Below are 18710 nucleotides of genomic sequence, written 5' to 3'. Positions count from 1 at the left end.
TGTTACCAAATATAAAAACATAATCTACTAAACTAGTATACTATTTAAATAAAGATGAAAAAACTCAATTGGCCTGAAGTTTCTCTGCAAGTTCTTTCAGGGAATTTGTTGGTTTAATAAAATTGTAATCTCCCCAATAGTCATCTTTATAGGTGGTGACGTAATTTTTAAAAACGTAACCTCTGGACATAATCTTCTCGTAATTGCCCTGCGGCGGTATATTAACCTTTGAAATAAATAATTCTGCATTCACAGACAGTGTACCTTCCAGGTGTTTGTATTTAGCTTTTAAGTGATGTACGGAAGCTATTTTATAGAAGTAAGGATACCATTTATCATTAATTTTGACATACTGCTCACTAAATTCTTCATTAAGTTTTCGGAAACTGTAACCCATCAGACTGTAGACAGGCCTCGCAATAAATGAAATATCTGCCTTAGCATAAGCTATTCCTTTAGGACTTAGTGCAAAATCAGAAGATACTATTGCATAACTGCTTTTCAAAATCACCATCTTGCCTTTATATAAAGCTTCTTTAAGGTCATCCTGCTGATCAAACTTTATCACATAAGCTTCTTCCCCATCTATAGCTACTGAACCAGCTATTTCAAATTTGTATTTCTTAAAATAGTCCCTGCCTAATATATGTACTGGATTTTTTGCCATATCATTAGCGATGATTGTGTAGGGTGCGCCATTTATTGTCATGTTTAATGGATTATTAACTTCCTTCTCCCCTAACTTTTTGAGATTACGTTCTTTATTAATTACAATTTTATCTTTTCCGCTATTTTCTTTATAGCCTTCACTTAAAATATTCAAAGAGGCTTCTGCAAAAGAAATATAGCTGGTATCAACTTTTCCTGTTTCCCTGTAAAACCCTTTCATTTCAAATGGCCTGGTATCGTAATTTTCAGGAATGTTTTTTATGGCCTGGCGTATAATGGATTCGGCACTAACTGGTCTGATCACGATTTCTTTTAAACTGACAACTGAGGGAGTCAATTGTATCTTCATATCTTTATGTACTCCTGATATAGAGAGCTTAAGGGTTTTATAACCTATATAAGAGATGGTCAATGAGTCTTTTCGTATTGCATCAGCATACTTTAATAAAAATTCGCCATCAGCATTCGTCATTGTAGCGATCTGGTTACCGACCTTCAGGCTAACATAAGGTAAAGTTGCCTGATGTTCACCGACCACAACACCTCCGGCTTCGTGTAAGTTTTGCGCATAAATTATTTTTACACTTAAAGAAATGATAGCCAGAATTAGAATTATTTTATTCATTTGGAAGCAAATTATACTATTAATTCAAATGTGCTGTTTCATATTGTTAAATTTCGTTAACCTTTGTTAAAAATTGTTAAATAAATTTTCTTATTAGCGAAAAAACATAGTTTCGAAATATAAATAGCTACTCTAAATCACAATTAACGCTCATCATGAAGAAAATAATTACGTTGTTGCTCCTTTGTTTTTTAAGAATCATTTCGACTGAGGCACAAACAACTGGTCAGATGAATGGTCATATAATAGATGAAAAGCAGATACCTGTGATGTATGCTGTGGTAAGCCTGTTCAGGGCAGCAGATACTATACAAGTTAAATCAGCGATTACAACAGAAAAGGGAGAGTTTAAGTTTGTGAATCTATCAGAGGGTATTTATTTCATTGCTGTAGAATGGGTGGGGTATGTTAAAAAGCTGAATGGCCCTTTTACGCTTAATCCTGAACAGCAACTGCTGAGTATTCCGCAAATCGTCATTTTACCAGAAACTAAACAGCTCAATACGGTTAGCATTGTTGGTCAGAAACCTTTAATAGAGCGGAAAAGTAATCTATTAATCATGAATGTAGCGAATAGTACTTTAGCTGCTGGCAGTACCGCACTGGAAATACTATCGAAAGCTCCAGGAGTTTCGATAGATAATGACGGGAATATTAGCCTGAGAGGCAAACCAGGCGTCAATGTGATGATTGATGGTAAACTCACTTTTTTATCGGCAGCACAATTGGCCAGCTTATTACGCACCACGGATGCAAATTCCATTCAGACTATTGAGTTCATGACTAATCCTTCGGCTAAATATGATGCAGCCGGCACTGGCGGACTGATCAATATCAAATTGAAAAAGAATACAAATTATGGAACTAACGGTACCCTGACCGCAGGTGGTGGTTATGGTAGTTACTACAAGTCTAATGCTGGTGTTACCTTAAACCACCGGAGTAAAAATATAAACTTATTTGGTAATTATAATTTTTCGGGCAATAAAGAGTATGAGGACATGAATATCAACCGCAGCACCTCTTCATTTAATGAAACGACATATTTTGATCAGCAGGGCCGCGATTTATATCTCCGTAAAAACAATAGTTATAAAGCTGGTATTGATTATTACCTGGGTGACAAAAATATAATTGGATTTGCCATGAGTGGTTACGCTAACCGTACCGATGCCAATAACAATATCAACACCTTAGTTAGTAGCCGTCCTCCTGTAATTGATTCTACAGTGACTGCAACAAACGCAGGTAAAATTAAGTACACCAGTCAAACTTATAACCTGAATTATAAGGCAGTATTGGATACTGCCGGACAAGAGTTAAATGCTGATATAGACTATTCACGTTTCAATAACGACAATAGTGTTATTTATACTAATAATTTCTACAATGCTGCTGGTGAGCTTACGAAATTGCCCTTTATTTTCAGAAACGGGACACCTTCACGCGTGAAAATATTAGCAGGTAAAGTAGATTATGTTTATCCTGTTAATCCTAAAATGAAAGTGGAAACGGGTATAAAAAGCAGCTACGTGAGTACGGACAATGATTTCAGATCTGAGAATTTTGATGGTGCTGATTGGGTTAACGACCTGACACAAAGTAATAGATTTACTTATAAAGAGCAGGTCAATGCTGTTTATGCAAATCTCCATAGAGAGTTTAAGTCCACAACGCTACAATTTGGTCTGCGCGCTGAGCTAACACATTCGGAAGGGAACTCGGTTACGCTTCAAAACATAGTTAAAAGGAATTACCTTGATTTATTTCCAAGCTTATCTATTCAGCAGAGTTTATCAAAAGATCATGAAATTAGCTTCTCTTATAGTAGCAGAATCAACAGACCTGATTATCAATCGTTAAATCCATTTATATATTTTACTGATTTGTATACTTTTTCCAAAGGCAATCCTCAGCTGAGACCAGAGTATGCGAATTCATTCGAGCTTTCTTATGGATATAAAAAAACAACAAATGTTACCTTCGGATATATTCATACAAAGGATGTAATGACGACAACGCTTTTAACCGATACGGTTAAAAAAACATTGTTGATTTTCGAACAAAATCTTGCTGAAAGAAGTACGGTGAGCATGAATATAAACAGGCCTTTAGCAATTACAAGTTGGTGGCATACGAACAATGATGCCACACTTTATTACAGCCGTTTTAGTTCTCCTGATTTGCTGGGTGCCCCATTTAAAAATGGCAAACTAACATTCATGATGAATACAACCCATAATTTTACGCTGAATCACACCATGAATGCTGAGCTCTCAGCAAATTATCAATCTGCACAGGTTTTTGGAACCTATATCGCCAGGCCAATCTATGGTGCAGATCTGGGTATCAGCAAATCATTTGCCGACAAAAAGGCGACTGTTAAATTATCTGCCAGCGACCTGTTTAATACCAGGAAAATAGTGGTTAAAAGTTCAATTCCTTTTCAGGATTATAATCTTTCCCAAAAACAGGAAAGCAGAATATTCAGGTTAACTTTTTCTTATAATTTTGGAAGCAGTAGCATAAAGGCTGTTAGGGAAAGATCAAACAGTTCTGAAGTAGAACAAAATAGAGTGAAATCCGGTAACTAACTGAAGTGGCCTGTTAACTCAACATTAACAGGCCACTTCAGTTAGTTTAGTATAAGGTATTGATCAGGGTTGTTGATTGTATTTAGTATTTTCGTATTTTTCCAATTGTGCCTTCAGTTTGATGACCTCTTGCTTTAGCTGACGGTTTTCCAGGTAAAAGTAAATCGCGAAGCCAAGAAATATTTTTCCAAGAATAAAAACACCAATGAACAGCCATCTCCATATTTTATGCACACGCATATGACTGGAAGAAGCATCTACTTCAATAAATTGTCCACTTTTACGGTGATTCCCCCCTTTGCGGTTTGGTGGTCTTCTGATGGGTATCGCGTCGAAATCGGGTACCTCTGCCAGTTCATTAAGATGACTCTCAATTTTTGACCAGAGATCCGGAGGAGGAGGAATAGACATTTGCTGGGCCACGCGTTCCATATCCATTTCCAGATGCTGCAAGGCTTCCTGAATTTGCGGATACTTTGCTTTCAGGAATAACAGTTCCCGGGTTTCCGCTTCTGAAGTGGAACCTAATACATACGCTTCAAGTATTCCGCTTTCGATGTATTCGTTAATTTTCACAACTTTTCCTCATTATAGCGAAAGCCTCTTTTAAAGTCTTCCTGATTGATTCCTCTGTTTTATTTAATTCTTTTGAAATCGCTTCAACCGATTTCCCATAATAATAAACACTATAGAATATATGATATTGTTCTTCTGTAAAGTAATCAGGATATCTGGTATGAGATTCATGACTTCCCGGATTCTGTAAACCCATATTTTTAAGATCACTGGCTACTCTCCCGGAATCCATTAACTGGTTTAACTTATTTTGCGCAAGCCTTTTCAGCTGACACCAGTTATTAGTATCATCCCAGTCTATTTCATTAAAGTGTTGTGCAATATCACAAAATACTTTCACAAGGTATTCCTCCGCCAGTTTTTGGTTCTTTACAATTTCAAAAATATAGCCTAATAACATACTTGCATGCTTATCATACAGGCTACGTATACTTGCTTGTCTATTTGCTATTAGCGTTAATGATTCAGTTTCTCGCATGATTATATTTTTGAGGTATGGCATTGTCCTTATGCACACTCAAAATCTAATGGTCTTTTATCTTGTATGAAGCTAATTTAAGCAAAAACTATTTGGAACAAAGAAAATTATCTCTTTAAAATAGAATTAAATTGAAAATATAACTTCAATTATTGAAGAACAGCCTTTAAAACATGTTAAATGATTGTTTTATATTTCGACTAAGAAATATTCTTTCTTATTACAGGAACTATTGAATTTTCAACGTGATTTTAAATAATTTATCGATTTAGGAAAACAGTGATTAGCAGGGTGCTAAGACCATGTTACCACCATTTTGTAGTGGTAACATGGTAGTTGAAATGATAAATTTATTTTTTAGGCCATTTAACATTAATAGCGCATCATTTCGATCTTTTTCAGCAAAAATATTCCATGTAAACAGTTAGATTTTTAAAACTTACAGGAATAAAATATTTATTACAGAAGCCACATGTTTAAAGAGGAATCATCAATGATAAGCTCTAAGCACGTTAGATATTTTCCCGGCATTAATCTTCTGATATTATTAAATGGTTTTAGTAAAAGAAATAAATTTAATCAAAAAGATTTAATTTGTATTAATTTTAAAGCGGAAGCTTACCATAAATAGCACATACTCTACTTCCATTTATACAAGTGGGTTTAGATAATGACTTATTATAACTGGAAAGTAAAAGATCATCCCCAACCCCATTATAAGCGCACCAGGATCTCGCCATAATTTACAATCCTTTTATCCATCAACAAGAGATCAAAAAACTTTAATTAACACCTACTCTCTTTAAGGTTTTCGGTTTTTCCCTTAATCACTCACCTCCATAAATTATATCCTTAATTTACAAATATCTCACCTTCTTCAACAGGGTCAGAAGTTTCGATTTCCCACCTGCTAAAACCAAGAATTACTTACTTATTTCATAGCCTTAGGGAATACTTTTAGAGCTACAAGGAATATTTTTAGAGACCACAGGAATACTTCCTGTTTTTTGTAAAAAAAATAGCCCCCTCCAAGTTACCACCTGAAAAATTTAAATGCTTTTAGCAAAAAAGAAACACAATTAACCTCCAAATTATTTTACATAATTAAGTGAAGTATTTAACTTTGATTCATACACTTACAACTAAAACATGCTAAATTAATGTTACTAAAACATGTCACTTACAGCTCCTGGAATGATGCTCAATTAGTCGCATCAATGACGGCCGGCGACAAGGCTGCTTTCGATGAGATTTATGAGAGATATTGGAAAAAACTCTACAATGAGTGCTTCAAAAGATTAAAAAGCATGCAACAGGTCGAAGAGCTTGTTCAATCAGTTTTCATGGATCTCTGGTTAAAGAAAGAAAGAAAAAACATTGAAAATATTTATGCCTATCTGATCATTGCCGCCCGCTACCAGGTTTACATTTTGTATAAAAAAGATCAGACCCTCCCCGAGTTTGAAGAACCTTTAGAAGACATGGCACTTTCCAGCTTAGAAGCAGATGCCCTGCTCAACGAGAAAGAAATCAGAGACTATATAGCAGTCTGGCTAGCTATGCAACCTGAAAAACGCGGAGAAATATTCAGAATGAAATTCATGGAAGAAATGACAACCAGGGAAATCAGCGAAAAGTTAGGCGTCAGCCAGAAAACTGTTCAGAACCAGGTATTAATCAGTCATGCCAGCCTAAAACAGTTCTTAGAAAGATTAATGGTCCTGATGTCTGTAATGTAACCTGCCGCTGTAATCTACCACTCAATTTCAGTATAAGAAATTTGACAGTCCTGGTATAGTACTGTAGGGGTTGTGGTATACATTGAACTAGTATTCAACCTATACCACAACCCCTACAAAACACTACTGGTTTAACCCATAAAATATGGCTACTTTCGGCCTTCATCAAAAGGAAGAACAGGCACATAAATTATGATTAGTGATTTTTTAAAAAACTTCGGGATATTAACAACTGCTGAAATCGAAGACTTCCTTCATCTTGGCACAATAAGAAATCTTCAGAAGGGGGAATTTTTTATCAGCGAAGGAAAGTCATGCAAAGAAGTCGCCTTCATTAAAAGCGGGATATTACGTTCTTTTTTCACCCCTGAATCGGGAGAAGAAATCACTTATTGCATTACCTTCCCTAATACTTTAATGACCGCCTATTCGTCATTTATTACTTCACTTCCTACTTTGGAAAACATACAGGCAGTAGCTCCCTGTGAATTATTGATTATAAAAAAGGCAGCCATAGATCAACTATCAAAGTCCAGCTTAAACTGGGTCACCTTCTTCAAAATTATTGCAGAGCAGCAGTATATAGAACTGGAGAAACGCTTATTTCTTTTCCAAAAGGAGAAAGCAAAAAAGCGGTACATGGACCTGCTGGAAAATCAGCCGGCTTATGTGCAGCAAATCCCGTTACAGTACCTTGCTTCCTACCTTGGAATTACTCCAAGACATCTTAGCCGTTTAAGAAAAGAGATTGTTTTTTAGACAAATGTCCAGTAGTTAGGATAAACAGCCCGATACCTTTGCCCTGATTATAAAACACAGGACAAAATGAAGAAGAATATTCTGATTATCAACGGGCATCCCAATAAAGAAAGTTTTAATTATGCTTTAGCAAACGCCTATCAGCAAGGTGCACTCAAGTCTGGTGCACAAGCGGAGCTTATCCATATTGGCGAACTGAATTTCAATCCTAACCTGCAATATGGCTATTCGAAAAGGATGGATTTAGAACCAGATTTGCTCGCCAGCCTGGAAAAGATTAAAAAAGCAGATCACCTGGTTTGGGTCCACCCCGTATGGTGGGGAGGTTTACCTGCAATCATGAAAGGTTTTATTGACCGGTTATTTCTGCCAGGTATCGCATATCAATACAGAGAAAACTCTGTTTGGTGGGATAAATTACTGACTGGAAAAACTGCCCGGATTATTACAACCATAGATCAGCCCGCCTGGTATTACTGGATATTTTACGGAAATCCCAGCGTAAACCAATTAAAGAAAAGCACTTTGGAATTTTGTGGTATCAAACCGGTTGCAGTTACCTATATCGGGATCATGAAAACCTCAGTCGAAAAACAAAGAGCACAATGGATAGCGAAGATCTATCAATTAGGTGAAAAACATAAATAATCTCCCACTCTTTTCGGATTACAGAACCCTTATATTAATTGAATTATGCCTAGAATTAAAGTCAAGCGCAACGCTTTAACAGTCGATATGACCGCCATGACTGATGTTTCCTTTTTATTGCTTACTTTTTTCATCTTAACCGCGGTCGCTAAGCAACCTGATCCATTAGACGTAAAAATCCCCTCCTCCACTTATAAATTAAAAGTTCCGGAAACAGATATTGCTATACTGACCATCGGTAAAGGAAAAGTATTCTTCGAAGCCGCCGGACAGGATGTAAAAATCTCCATGTTAGAAAAAATGGGAGCGCAATATCATATTGACTTCAGTCAGGAAGAGAAAAAGAGATTCAGTGTGATCAGTTCTTTTGGCGTTCCTGTTCAAAGCTTGAAGAAGTTTATTGGAATGGATGCAGCTAAAAGAAAGTCCTCAGGGCTGGAAACGGGAATTCCTGCCGATTCGGCAAATAACCAACTGTCAGACTGGGTACTTCATTCCAGAAAAGCAGTTGCAGAATTACATACTACCGCAATGCGTGTCAGTATCAAAGGAGATGCGGATGAAGAATATCCGGCCATCAAGAAAATTGTGGACATTCTCCAAAAGCAAAAGATCAATAAATTTAGTTTGATGACCAATCAGGAATAAAAATTAATTGAATATTTCCGTTTGATTTTTATAAATTAGACAGATGAAATCAATTGAGAGTGTTCAGGAGTTCTATACACGTGTACCTTCAGCAAACCCATTAGGGCTAACGATGGACAATGCAGGAACTGGTCATTTTAACGTATTCTCCAGAGCAAATTGTTCGCCGGTTACCCCCTACAGCCGAAGGGATTTTTATAAAGTATCTTTAATCATTGGCACTGGCAAAATTCATTATGCCGATAAATGGATTTATATAGACAGGCCAGCCCTGTTATTTTCCAATCCTATAATTCCTTATTCGTGGGAAGCAGAATCAACCTTGCAAGAAGGCTGGTTCTGCCTCTTTACTGAGGCCTTTATACAGACAGGAGAGCACAAAGAGTCTTTACAGGACTCTCCTTTATTCAGCATTGGCAGTAATCCTGTGTTTTTTCTGGACGAGATCCAGCAGAAGGAAATATCAGATCTGTTTATAAAGATGACCAAAGAAATCACTTCAGATTATTTACACAGATATAGTCTATTGCGGAATTACCTCCACCTGATTATTCATGAAGCCATGAAAATGAATCCAACGGAGAGTTTTGAGAAACATATCAATGCGTCTTCAAGGATTACCGCTTTGTTTATGGAGCTTCTGGAAAGACAGTTCCCTATCGATACACATCATTTGTCATTAAAACTAAGAACCGCGAATGACTATGCAAAGAGTCTTTCTATTCATGTGAACCATTTGAACCGTTCTGTAAAGGAACACACAGGAAAAACGACAACAGATCATATTGCAGCGAGAATAACCAGGGAGGCCAGAGCTTTGCTTCAGCATACAGACTGGAATATTTCAGAAATTGCTTATGGTCTTGGATTTGAATACCCGGCTTATTTTACCAATTTTTTCAAAAAAAACACCGGCATATCCCCGATTGAAGTACGGCACGCCGTAGTTTGATCAATTCATAACGCAGTTTGATTATTATAATCATCTGTTTGAATAGTATAACCCGCTGCCTGATCTGCACCCTAACTTTGTGCTATCAAATCTGATCATTATGAAATATAGAAATCTAGGAACAACTAAAGAAAAACTATCGACTGTAGGACTTGGCTGTATGGGAATGAGTTTTGCATACGGGCCTGGTGATGATACTGAAAGTATTGCAACTTTACATAAAGCCCTTGATCTTGGGGTGAACTTTTGGGATACGGCAGATGTATATGGTAATGGAATAAATGAAGAGCTGATCTCCAAAGTATTAACAACTAACAGAGATAAGATATTTATTGCGACAAAATTCGGGTTCCGCTTTCAGGACGATGTTGCTGGTCCCAGCAATACAAACGGAACTTATTTTGACGGTTCACCGGCATGGATGAAAATTGCAGTGGAAAAAAGTCTGAAAAGATTAAAAATTGATACTATAGATTTATATTATGTACATCGTGTTGATCCCAATATCCCGATCGAAGAAACCGTAGGTGCAATGGCCGAACTGGTAAAAGAAGGAAAAGTACGTTACCTCGGATTAAGTGAGGCTTCTCCGGCTTCTATCCGAAAAGCACATGCAGTGCACCCTATTGCTGCACTGCAAAGTGAATATTCCTTACTGACCAGAGATGTGGAAACTGAGATACTCAGCACAGTCAGAGAATTAGGCATCTCTTTGATCCCTTACTCACCACTGGCAAGAGGTCTGGTGACCAACACATTAGACATAAATTCACTTGCAGACAATGACTTCCGGAGATCATTACCACGTTATCAGCAGGAAAACCTGGATAATAACGCAAAGTTGATTAGTGGATTCGCTGCGATAGCACAGGATAAAAATTGTACTCCGGCACAACTTGCACTCGCATGGGTACTTGCACAGGGTGAAAATATCATTCCTATTCCTGGTACTAAAAAAAGAAAATATCTGGAAGAAAATGCAGGTGCTGTTGATGTTAACTTATTAGCGGCTGATTTAAAAGCTATTGATGAACTCATTACACGTTTTCCTGTGAGTGGCGAACGCTACAGTGAAGGGGCAATGAAATTAGTGAACAATTAAATTCTGATTTCATACCCGCAGAAAAGAAACTTTAAAAAATACAATGGGATGTTAAACTTACATCCCATTGTATTTTTAGCTAATTTTATGGCCTGATATCAAATTGAGCAATCATGAAGTTGATTTTTACCACTTTGTTTCTTTATCTGTCAACGCTTGCAGTTGCACAAACTGTCCATTATCCGGATAAACCATCCACTCATGGCATGATGCTGATGGGAACTCAAACAATCTATGCTTCTCACCTGCCGATGTTCCATAGTCCGCATGATTATCAAATTATATCCGTTCTGGAATTATCAAAAGAGGATCATGCAAAATATATACTGGACAAAAAGAATCATCCTGATGAACCGATCTACACTATTGAACCTGAAACTTTTGTTCTTCCGGAAATGATTAACCACACTAAAACTTTCAAGGCCAATATCTATCGCGGTCATTTTGAAAGAGGTGGAAAAAAGTTTCTGGAAAATATCACCGTGAAGATCAGTCAGCTCATTTATTATAAGCAGTTTGATAAAAAGTGTAAAAAACCTAAAAACCTCGGGTATCTTCTTTTTGGTAATGCGCAAGAACAATTCTTAGTACATAGAATTAGCGCCAGACCAGATTTCGACGAAAACATAGCGGTACAAATTCATGATAAAAAGAACTTAAAAGCGCTGGCCGATAATCTTTATATCACTATAGAATTTCCGGAAAAGGATTTGCGCAAACCATTTTCATGGACAACACATACCGGAACCAGAAAGCAGACACATGAAGCTTTCAGGTTTTCAAATCCCAAAGTTTTATACCTTGAATACGGTGATTTGAATTAGCATCACAACTATTTTAAACATTCATGAATCTGTTTTGATGTGTCATCAGGTATAACATCGCCTCTTTAACCGTTTGAACCGGATCTTTAGGGTTAAAACCCAGTTCTGTTTTTGCTTTTGAAATATCGAAATCCTGCTGTAAACCAGAGAACATAGCGATGTCTTTTGTGGTTAACAATGGGGCTTTTCCAGTCAGTTTACTTCCTGTTTCCATCAACCACGCGGCCAGATACAATATAGGTTTAGGTACTTCAACGGGAAGCTTAATTTTCAATTCCGGAAAAAGTTCTTGTGCAACCTGAGTAGTCTGCTTGATAGAAATACATTTTTCATTGGCCAGGATATAGCGTTCTCCACTCCTGCCTTTAATCGCCGCCAGGTAACAACCTTCAGCTACATCTTTTACATCCACCCAATTTAAGGCAATCCTGGTTTCAATTGGAATTTCTTTAGTCAGAATCAGTTTGATGATCTGATAAGAAACACTCAGCTTCCCAAATGCTGCACTCCCGATCATCGCAGAAGGTAATACTGCAACCAACGCTATATTATATTGCTTTGCAAGCTCGAAAGCTAACTTCTCCCCATCGTTTTTAGAGTTATAATACATATCTCTGCGATCTGGATTTTGCCCGTTACTTTCTTTAGTGGGTAAGTATGTATAGTTTAAAGCGGCAATAGAACTCACATAAACGATTCTCTTCACTCCTGCCGCTGCTGCTGCTTCAATCAAATTCCTGGTGCCTTGAAGATTAACTTCATAAATTTCCTTAACCGGATCTTTCGCCCATAACTTAAAGGCTGCTCCAACGGCATAAACAACCGCTACGTCACGCATAGCCAATATTAAAGATTGTTTATCAGTGATATCCGCCTGTACCATTTCGCAATCCAGCTCAGCAAAAGAACTGTTGTTTTTTAAATCACGGACAGAGCCTCTTACCGGAATCCCTTTATTCAGGAGTAATCTCATCAGGTTATTCCCCAGATGTCCGTTTGCCCCTGTAACTAATGCCAAATTTTGATGTATCATATTCTTATCTGTTAAGAATACAAATTTGTGCACAGACCTGGCGGCTTACACTTGACATTTGTTAGTTAATTAGAATATCAACTCCCGATCTTTCTGCGGATACGACTCAGGCTTTCGGGTTTCATTCCCAAAAAAGAAGCAATATAGCGTAAAGGAACATGGTGAATAATAGCAGGATAATTAGCTATCAATTTTTCATACCGCTGTTCTGCTGTTAAACTGGCTAATTCACGGGCACGGGTTTCATTATAGGCAAGCGCCATCTGGAAAACAAGGATACTGTAATCTTTAAAAACCGGGCTCTGTTCACAAATAATATCCAGGTTGGCTTTGGTAATTCTTAACAATTCACAATCAGTAATACATTCTACGTGCTCAGCAGATTTGGTACAATTATTAAAGTGTGTGTAAGCAGTAATAAATCCAGGGGGACAATTAAGATGCGTGGTGACTTGATCTCCCTGTTCATTGTAATAAAATAGCCTGATAAAACCCGAGACCACATAATAAAGGTATTTTGGGACTGTGTTCTCCTGTTCGATAATTGTATTCTTCGCAAACAGTACAGGTTCAAAGTACTGCTTGCATAGTGCAGTATCTGTAGCTGTTAATTTAACCTGGGTAGCTGCATTATCCAGCAAATGCTGGTACAATTTATCTGAAAACATGTATTTTATATACGGGGTTATGAAATGATAAAGGTCAGGATTTTTATTTAATTAGTTTTTCTATTAATTTAGCGTGATTGCAAACGCTCCGCAGTTCAGTTCGGACTAAACTGCAAGAAAAATATATAATGATGAAAGGACCTGATAAAGACGAGAAATACCCAATAAGCCACTATAACAGACTCTGTTTTTTGAAGAACATCATCACCAGCCCTAATATAATTGTTGGCGATTATACCTATTATGATGATTTTAAGGATGTTTATAATTTCGAAAGGAATGTAAAGTATCATTTTGATTTCATTGGAGATAAACTGATTATCGGAAAGTTCTGCATGATTGCTTCTGGTGTAACCTTTATTATGAATGGTGCTAACCATAAAATGGACGGGATCACAGCTTATCCTTTTAATATTTTTGGCAATGGCTGGGAAAAAGTTACACCCAAGATGGAAGAACTCCCTTTTAAAGGAGACACCATTGTTGGAAATGATGTCTGGATTGGTTCAAATGCAACGATAATGCCCGGAGTCCATATAGGAGATGGTGCAATTATCGCCACCAATACTACAGTAACCAAAGACGTACCTCCTTATACCGTTGTAGGAGGAAATCCTGGAAAAGAAATCAGAAAGCGATTTTCTGAGGAAAAGATAGAGGAACTTTTAGAGCTTAAATGGTGGGACTGGAAAATTGAAAGAATCACAGAGAATCTTCATGAATTAACGGGCCCTAAATCACGGTTCCTATAAATTCTCATTTGCTGAACACCACTCAGGAACAACCTGCTGTCATTACCTGACTGCAATTGGTCAAATTGTTTCTTAAACCCTGTGGGGATTCTGTTTTTTTGTTGAAAATATATAAATATGAAAATTCAATTCAACAAAAGAAGTCTATTTCTAATCCCTATGGTTGCACTTGCTTTAATTTCTACTCAGGCAAAATCACAAAATGCTACCCCTATTCACATTGGTTTAAAAGGAGGAGCAAATTTCACCGATTTAAGTCTCAATTATGGCGATCTAAAAAACAAATATTCAGCCGGTTATTCTGCTGGCGCTTTTACAAGAGTGGACATCTCTAAATTGTATGTACAAGGAGAACTCCTGTATTCGCACAAATCTTCTAAAGTAGAATCCAATACACTGGGTAACGGAAAAAGCTCATGGAATAGCATTGATGTTCCTGTAACGATCGGTTATAAAATATTAAAATCGGAGAACCTGAACCTCAGAGTGTTCGGAGGTGGTGTTTATTCTTATATATTAAATGATAAAGCCCGTATCTTACAGGAGGTCAAAGAGTCCTTTAAGAAATTCGATAAATCAAATATTGGTTATGTTGCCGGTGTTGGTGTTGATCTGGGTAAAATCACTATTGATTTAAGTGCTCAGGGTTCGTTAACAAAAATGAGCAGCGATTTCAAATCCCGCCCGCTCACCTTCCAGGCAAGCATTGGCTTCATGATCTTCTAAAAATTCTTACTAATTTAGGCCATTTGAAAAATACAGAAAAGCTTCAGGAGCCATCTTATGCTCCTGTAAGCTTTTTTAATTTATAAGCTAAAAACGCAATAACAACTCCATGAAAATCCGTATTTTCAATAAACACTGGCTCATCGTAGCCACCTTCTGGATCATCCTGGAAATTGCTTTCTGGACACAAATGATCCGGGATTACCCGCTGATCTTAGCGACCTCTGTCTCATTTGTGATTATGATCAGCTCTATCATATCAGCTCATACTTTAAGTGACTTTTTACTGCCAAAGGCAATGGCAACCGGAAAAATGAAAGTTTTCGCCATTCAATGTTTTTTTATAACACTCTTTCTCTCTTCAGTATTTGCAGGTGCAGCAGTAGGATGTTACTGGTTATTCTTACATGGAACAAAGTATGATACTGTTGGAAGAATGCTTGCTTACAGCGACTTCTGGCTGAAATTAGGGAGCGCTATTCCTTCAGCTATACTGATCAACGCCACCGCCTGTGGTATACGCTTTTATCAGGAACATGGAAAAATAGAAAAAAATCATGCACGCTTACAACAAGCCCATCTCGAAGCACAATTAAGGATACTTCAGGATCAGATTAATCCGCATTTAATGTTCAATGTATTAAACCACATTCATATCCTGATGCAGAAAAATGTGGAATTAGCTTCTGTCCTGCTAGTCAAATTTTCTGATATATTAAGATATCAGCTTTATGAATGTAACAGAGAAACTGTGCTATTGGAACGTGAAGTACAATACCTGAAAGATCTGGTGGCTGTGGAGAAAATCCGCTGGGGAGATGAATTAAAGGTAGATTGCGTTTGGAACATCAAAGACGGAAAGAGGAACATTGTTCCTCTTTTGTTGGTTCCTTTTGTCGAGAACGCATTTAAGCACGTATCGCGCTTGCCTATGGAAAAAGGATATGTAACCTTAATGCTGAGCCAACAGGGTAACGAACTGATTTTTACGTTAGAGAATTCGGCTTCTGTGCAACAACCCAGACAAGGCAATAGTCATGGACTTGGCCTTGAAAATGTAAGAAAAAGACTTATCCTCTTATATCCGCAGCAGCATCAGCTGAGTATAGATAAAACAATTAATACATTCAAAGTCGCATTGACTATCCAACTATCCCAAAAGAAATAAATATGTCACATAACCCTACATATGAAGCTCCTTTACAATGCCTGGTGATTGACGACGAACCTGTCGCAAGAGAAAGTATCATGGATTTTTGCAGTAGACTGGATTTTCTACAAGTTGCCGGCACATGTGCCAATGCTATGGAAGCAGCAAATTATTTACAGCAGGGAAATATCGATTTGCTGTTTCTTGATATCAATATGCCTTACCTTTCCGGACTCGAGTTTCTGGAATCTTTGGAACATCCTCCATTAACTATCCTGACTACCGCTTATTCTGAGCACGCGCTAGAAGGTTACCGACTTTCAATTGTAGATTATCTGCTGAAACCTATCACTTTCAAAAGATTCTATCAAGCCGCGCTAAAGGCCAGACAACATCATTTAATGAATATAACACCTAAACATCCGCAATCAATTGATACTTTTTTATATGTACGTCAGGGTGATAGCTTCCAGAAGATATCCTGGGTAGATATCTTATATATCGAAGGAATGCAGAATTATGCCAAACTCCATTTTAAAGATCGTGAACTGATCATCCACCAAACGATGATCTCACTGGAGGAGACCTTACCCAGCGATAACTTTTTCAGAATTCATAAGTCCTACCTGATTAATATAAGCCACATTGATTCAGTTTCTGGTGGCAGGATATTCATCAATGGCAATGAACTTCCTATTTCCAGAAATCGCCGTGAAGACCTGTTAAAAGAGGTGGTCTATACGAAATTGCTTAGCAGATAAACTGATTCCCTATAGACCACAGTTAAACACCTCTTTTCAAGAGGTTTTTTTATACCTCTTATTTCTTGATTTTACTCAGGTTCCATTTGAGTGCAACTGCTCCATAAGCAGTGGTAGAGAAACTCGGATCTTTCTGTTCTTTTGCTTTAAAGAAGTCCTTCAGTTTTCTGCTTGTCGTAGAAAATTGCCGGGTTAATGTCGTGCCCGCTGTCAATTGTAGTGTCACTGATTTCCCCAGCTTAAATTCCGGCCTCAAACCCGCTACAATTTGCAGATAACCTAATAGCATGGATTTATCGTCCCTGTTTACTTCAGCAGTCATTCCACTAAGCTCAACAACCGATTTAAGTTCAAAAGAAGGGCTCAACTGTGCACCGAACTCTATATTCTCTGGGAAATTGACATGTAAACGGTAGCGTCCGGCAGTAAGCCAGTTAAAGTAGATACCAGGTAAGACCATAGGAACACCAAAAGTATTGGAAACAACCGGCCCAAAGCCTAAAGCCAGACGGGGATTGAAGTTTTTAATAAACAGTACTCCTCCTTGCACCAGGATATCATCACCGGTTACTTTCTCCATGTCGGTATAAACACCTACAGAAGCCATCGCCATAATTGACCATGTTCTGCTGATCGGGCGCATGTGGACTAATCCAACCTGGGCATTTAATAGTTCTGTAGGAAATAATTTTGTCCCGTAATCCCGGTTTTCCATTTTAGCATAAGATCCACTTACGTTTACAGCCCACATTTTTGGTCGTCCTGAGGAATCGGTTTTGACAGAAAGAGGAATGCTGAACCCTAACTGCATTCGTTTAAAATTACTGGTCGAACCAGTTTTAACACTGTCTGCTCTTATGTAATTAGAGAAAGGAACGTAATCTGCCTTAATCGTCCCAGAAATCCCTGTTTGGGCGCTGGCTTTCAAACTTAAGCCCAGTCCAATAATGATCAGGCAATACTGTAAAATTTTCATATTTCTTTTTTAGCTGTGATTTGATTTTATAAATCTTCACGAAGAACGTATGCTATAAACTTTTACAGAAAACTAATTGACGACCTGCGTTATCGTTTTGACAAAAGGTAATTTTAGCAGGAGACAACTGGTTACTTAAGAAGAAAAAGACTGGAACCAGTTCTTTTTAAAGGCAGAAGGGTTCTGTCCAACAATTTTATTAAATAACTTATTGAAATAAGATAAGCTTTCAAAACCTACTGCATAACAGGTTTCAGTTACATTTTTATCCTGCATTAACAGATTCTTAGCCAGATCAATCCGGTATTGATTCACAAAATCTGTAAAGGTCATATTGGTTTGTTTTTTAAAATAACGGCAAAATGCAGCAGTGGTCAGATTTACTTTTGAAGCGACAATATTGACATCTGGTTTTTGATTATAATGCATATCAATATATTCATAGATGGCTCCCATCCTTATTTTATCTTTCAAAAAGAAAGATATACTCATCTTTTCATCATTTAATATTTCGGTTTCTGTTGAATGCGCCAGGAGCTGAAAGATTTCAACTAATCCGATCAGTTGCTGAAAAGAATCAAGCGCTGCCAGTTCTTTTAGCTTATTAACTGCAATAGTTTTTGTCTCTCTATGGAAGGCAATGCCTAAAGCTGCTTTCTTAAACAATTGATCAATTGCCGAAAACTCTGGTGAAGTACTTATAGCTGAACCCAGGAAATCTGTTCTTAGCTGAACTACGATTTGATGATAATCATTCCTCAACCTGTAATCAAAATTAAGATGCGGAAGATTTCTTCCAATAAAAACGAGGTCACTTTGCGTATAACCAGAGATGTGAGAGCCAACATGACGGATACCAGCATCGGCTTCCACATAAACAAGTTCATATTCAGCATGGAAATGCCAGAAGAACGTATTTCTTAGTCTCGGAGAGAAATACTTGAAAGACTTACCTACGTCAAAATTTATTTTCTCCAGTTGTATTTCATTCATTTGATGTCTTTGTTTTTTATCGAAATAAATGCGCTAT

General features: G+C 37.4%; 19 protein-coding genes. 12 read left to right on the top strand and 7 right to left on the bottom strand.

Going from position 1 to position 18710, the window contains the following annotated elements; genetic code table 11:
- Positions 1 to 64: 64 nt before the first annotated feature.
- Positions 65 to 1294, bottom strand: coding sequence for a carboxypeptidase-like regulatory domain-containing protein (locus tag HDE70_RS07510; RefSeq protein ID WP_183889108.1), 1230 nt, complete (start codon positions 1292 to 1294; stop codon positions 65 to 67).
- Positions 1295 to 1449: 155 nt separating this feature from the next.
- On the opposite strand from HDE70_RS07510, the gene HDE70_RS07505 reads away from it, so the two are divergent.
- On the top strand, positions 1450 to 3888 hold the full coding sequence (locus tag HDE70_RS07505; protein WP_183889106.1) for a TonB-dependent receptor domain-containing protein: 2439 nt from the start codon (positions 1450 to 1452) through the stop codon (positions 3886 to 3888).
- A 63-nt stretch (positions 3889 to 3951) separates the two neighbouring features.
- On the opposite strand, the gene HDE70_RS07500 is transcribed toward HDE70_RS07505, so the two are convergent.
- On the bottom strand, positions 3952 to 4464 hold the full coding sequence (locus HDE70_RS07500) for a hypothetical protein (protein ID WP_183889104.1): 513 nt from the start codon (positions 4462 to 4464) through the stop codon (positions 3952 to 3954).
- Positions 4454 to 4942 (bottom strand): RNA polymerase sigma factor, encoded by a 489-nt coding sequence (locus HDE70_RS07495; RefSeq protein ID WP_183869913.1) that lies wholly within the window; start codon positions 4940 to 4942, stop codon positions 4454 to 4456. Before HDE70_RS07495 ends, HDE70_RS07500 begins: the two co-directional genes overlap by 11 nt.
- 1160 nt (positions 4943 to 6102) lie before the next feature.
- Here HDE70_RS07495 and HDE70_RS07490 point away from each other — a divergent pair.
- The 7 genes from HDE70_RS07490 to HDE70_RS07460 all read left to right on the top strand — a co-directional run bounded on the left by HDE70_RS07490 (position 6103) and on the right by HDE70_RS07460 (position 11614).
- On the top strand, positions 6103 to 6681 hold the full coding sequence (locus HDE70_RS07490) for an RNA polymerase sigma factor (RefSeq protein ID WP_183869912.1): 579 nt from the start codon (positions 6103 to 6105) through the stop codon (positions 6679 to 6681).
- A gap of 192 nt (positions 6682 to 6873) precedes the next feature.
- The gene (locus HDE70_RS07485; RefSeq protein ID WP_183889102.1) at positions 6874 to 7440 is read left to right on the top strand and encodes a Crp/Fnr family transcriptional regulator; all 567 of its coding nucleotides are present in this window, start codon (positions 6874 to 6876) and stop codon (positions 7438 to 7440) included.
- A 66-nt stretch (positions 7441 to 7506) separates the two neighbouring features.
- The gene (locus HDE70_RS07480) at positions 7507 to 8088 is read left to right on the top strand and encodes an NAD(P)H-dependent oxidoreductase (protein ID WP_183889100.1); all 582 of its coding nucleotides are present in this window, start codon (positions 7507 to 7509) and stop codon (positions 8086 to 8088) included.
- A 45-nt stretch (positions 8089 to 8133) separates the two neighbouring features.
- Complete coding sequence (locus tag HDE70_RS07475) at positions 8134 to 8736, top strand: ExbD/TolR family protein (RefSeq protein ID WP_183889098.1); 603 nt, start codon at positions 8134 to 8136, stop codon at positions 8734 to 8736.
- 43 nt (positions 8737 to 8779) lie between these two features.
- Positions 8780 to 9688, top strand: coding sequence for a helix-turn-helix domain-containing protein (locus HDE70_RS07470; protein ID WP_183869908.1), 909 nt, complete (start codon positions 8780 to 8782; stop codon positions 9686 to 9688).
- Positions 9689 to 9788: 100 nt separating this feature from the next.
- Entirely contained in the window at positions 9789 to 10790 is a 1002-nt protein-coding gene (locus HDE70_RS07465) for an aldo/keto reductase (protein ID WP_183889096.1), read from the top strand.
- Positions 10791 to 10903: 113 nt separating this feature from the next.
- Complete coding sequence (locus HDE70_RS07460) at positions 10904 to 11614, top strand: hypothetical protein (protein ID WP_183889094.1); 711 nt, start codon at positions 10904 to 10906, stop codon at positions 11612 to 11614.
- Positions 11615 to 11627: 13 nt separating this feature from the next.
- On the opposite strand, the gene HDE70_RS07455 is transcribed toward HDE70_RS07460, so the two are convergent.
- Positions 11628 to 12647, bottom strand: a complete 1020-nt coding sequence (locus tag HDE70_RS07455; RefSeq protein ID WP_183889092.1) for an NAD-dependent epimerase/dehydratase family protein — start codon at positions 12645 to 12647, stop codon at positions 11628 to 11630.
- A 77-nt stretch (positions 12648 to 12724) separates the two neighbouring features.
- Complete coding sequence (locus HDE70_RS07450) at positions 12725 to 13315, bottom strand: Crp/Fnr family transcriptional regulator (protein ID WP_183869904.1); 591 nt, start codon at positions 13313 to 13315, stop codon at positions 12725 to 12727.
- A 128-nt stretch (positions 13316 to 13443) separates the two neighbouring features.
- On the opposite strand from HDE70_RS07450, the gene HDE70_RS07445 reads away from it, so the two are divergent.
- The 4 genes from HDE70_RS07445 to HDE70_RS07430 all read left to right on the top strand — a co-directional run bounded on the left by HDE70_RS07445 (position 13444) and on the right by HDE70_RS07430 (position 16704).
- The gene (locus HDE70_RS07445) at positions 13444 to 14067 is read left to right on the top strand and encodes a Vat family streptogramin A O-acetyltransferase (RefSeq protein ID WP_221270760.1); all 624 of its coding nucleotides are present in this window, start codon (positions 13444 to 13446) and stop codon (positions 14065 to 14067) included.
- Positions 14068 to 14184: 117 nt separating this feature from the next.
- The gene (locus HDE70_RS07440; RefSeq protein ID WP_183869903.1) at positions 14185 to 14793 is read left to right on the top strand and encodes a porin family protein; all 609 of its coding nucleotides are present in this window, start codon (positions 14185 to 14187) and stop codon (positions 14791 to 14793) included.
- Between the two features lie 109 nt (positions 14794 to 14902).
- Positions 14903 to 15961, top strand: coding sequence for a sensor histidine kinase (locus HDE70_RS07435; protein WP_183889090.1), 1059 nt, complete (start codon positions 14903 to 14905; stop codon positions 15959 to 15961).
- Positions 15962 to 15963: 2 nt separating this feature from the next.
- A complete protein-coding gene (locus HDE70_RS07430) occupies positions 15964 to 16704 on the top strand; it encodes a LytR/AlgR family response regulator transcription factor (RefSeq protein ID WP_183889088.1) in 741 nt (246 codons plus the stop codon).
- Between the two features lie 58 nt (positions 16705 to 16762).
- Here the strand turns inward: HDE70_RS07430 and HDE70_RS07425 are convergent, their stop codons facing one another.
- Together HDE70_RS07425 and HDE70_RS07420 are read right to left on the bottom strand one after the other, a co-directional pair.
- Positions 16763 to 17680, bottom strand: a complete 918-nt coding sequence (locus HDE70_RS07425) for a DUF6268 family outer membrane beta-barrel protein (protein ID WP_183889086.1) — start codon at positions 17678 to 17680, stop codon at positions 16763 to 16765.
- Positions 17681 to 17815: 135 nt separating this feature from the next.
- Positions 17816 to 18673, bottom strand: a complete 858-nt coding sequence (locus HDE70_RS07420; RefSeq protein ID WP_183889084.1) for an AraC family transcriptional regulator — start codon at positions 18671 to 18673, stop codon at positions 17816 to 17818.
- Positions 18674 to 18710: the final 37 nt, after the last annotated feature.

The organism is Pedobacter cryoconitis, from assembly GCF_014200595.1.
Classification (GTDB): Bacteria; Bacteroidota; Bacteroidia; order Sphingobacteriales; family Sphingobacteriaceae; genus Pedobacter; species Pedobacter cryoconitis_C.
This window is presented reverse-complemented; position numbering and strand designations above follow the sequence as displayed.

Excerpts from the sequence above, each read along its gene's own strand:
- HDE70_RS07505 (WP_183889106.1), top strand. The coding sequence starts at position 1,450 with ATGAAGAAAATAATTACGTTGTTGCTCCTTTGTTTTTTAAGAATCATT.
- HDE70_RS07470 (WP_183869908.1), top strand. The coding sequence starts at position 8,780 with ATGAAATCAATTGAGAGTGTTCAGGAGTTCTATACACGTGTACCTTCA.
- HDE70_RS07480 (WP_183889100.1), top strand. The coding sequence starts at position 7,507 with ATGAAGAAGAATATTCTGATTATCAACGGGCATCCCAATAAAGAAAGT.
- HDE70_RS07450 (WP_183869904.1), bottom strand. The coding sequence starts at position 13,315 with ATGTTTTCAGATAAATTGTACCAGCATTTGCTGGATAATGCAGCTACC.
- HDE70_RS07445 (WP_221270760.1), top strand. The coding sequence starts at position 13,444 with ATGATGAAAGGACCTGATAAAGACGAGAAATACCCAATAAGCCACTAT.
- HDE70_RS07440 (WP_183869903.1), top strand. The coding sequence starts at position 14,185 with ATGAAAATTCAATTCAACAAAAGAAGTCTATTTCTAATCCCTATGGTT.
- HDE70_RS07420 (WP_183889084.1), bottom strand. The coding sequence starts at position 18,673 with ATGAATGAAATACAACTGGAGAAAATAAATTTTGACGTAGGTAAGTCT.
- HDE70_RS07435 (WP_183889090.1), top strand. The coding sequence starts at position 14,903 with ATGAAAATCCGTATTTTCAATAAACACTGGCTCATCGTAGCCACCTTC.
- HDE70_RS07485 (WP_183889102.1), top strand. The coding sequence starts at position 6,874 with ATGATTAGTGATTTTTTAAAAAACTTCGGGATATTAACAACTGCTGAA.
- HDE70_RS07460 (WP_183889094.1), top strand. The coding sequence starts at position 10,904 with ATGAAGTTGATTTTTACCACTTTGTTTCTTTATCTGTCAACGCTTGCA.
- HDE70_RS07510 (WP_183889108.1), bottom strand. The coding sequence starts at position 1,294 with ATGAATAAAATAATTCTAATTCTGGCTATCATTTCTTTAAGTGTAAAA.
- HDE70_RS07495 (WP_183869913.1), bottom strand. The coding sequence starts at position 4,942 with ATGCGAGAAACTGAATCATTAACGCTAATAGCAAATAGACAAGCAAGT.
- HDE70_RS07430 (WP_183889088.1), top strand. The coding sequence starts at position 15,964 with ATGTCACATAACCCTACATATGAAGCTCCTTTACAATGCCTGGTGATT.
- HDE70_RS07425 (WP_183889086.1), bottom strand. The coding sequence starts at position 17,680 with ATGAAAATTTTACAGTATTGCCTGATCATTATTGGACTGGGCTTAAGT.
- HDE70_RS07465 (WP_183889096.1), top strand. The coding sequence starts at position 9,789 with ATGAAATATAGAAATCTAGGAACAACTAAAGAAAAACTATCGACTGTA.
- HDE70_RS07475 (WP_183889098.1), top strand. The coding sequence starts at position 8,134 with ATGCCTAGAATTAAAGTCAAGCGCAACGCTTTAACAGTCGATATGACC.
- HDE70_RS07455 (WP_183889092.1), bottom strand. The coding sequence starts at position 12,647 with ATGATACATCAAAATTTGGCATTAGTTACAGGGGCAAACGGACATCTG.
- HDE70_RS07490 (WP_183869912.1), top strand. The coding sequence starts at position 6,103 with ATGTTACTAAAACATGTCACTTACAGCTCCTGGAATGATGCTCAATTA.